This is a genomic window from Neisseria sp. P0021.S007 (assembly GCF_051956855.1).
The window spans coordinates 1-461 of sequence record NZ_JBQCXA010001568.1 but is presented as its reverse complement, the minus strand read 5'-3'; the positions used below and the strand labels follow the sequence as shown (position 1 = coordinate 461).

1 pseudogene is annotated in these 461 nt (G+C 54.2%); it reads left to right on the top strand.

The window, feature by feature from the left end:
* Positions 1-24: 24 nt before the first annotated feature.
* Positions 25-461: pseudogene (locus ACTHUR_RS20305) on the top strand (hypothetical protein); the annotation flags it as partial.

Here is a 461-nt window from a genome sequence, read left to right as displayed (position 1 = left end):
CTTTTCCCTTATCTGCCTAAAAATATGAAACCCAACCGCCTTTTACCCCTCGTCCTCTTATTGACCGTCCTCTCCGCCCATGCCAAAGATTTCATCATCTACGACCGCATGGACTATGTCGGCAAACCCGACCTGACCGCCGACAAACTCTCCAAAGTGTTCTTGGTTTATGAAAGCGAGTTGGTCAAACCCGATCCGACAGGCAAACGCAAACACGGCGTACTCAACGAAGCGCGCATCCGTGAATTGGCCAAACAATCGCGCCGCGAAGGCTACCGCACCATTTCCACCGACATCGAAAGCTGGTTTGCCGAAAAAGACGGCCAGCTGCTGACGCCCGACGAATTGAGAACCGACTTCGCGCGGATGTACCAAATCTTCAGAGAAGAAAACCCGCGCGCCGTCATCAGCAACTACGGCATGCCCTCCGAACACCTGCACGGCATCCGACACTACCGTCC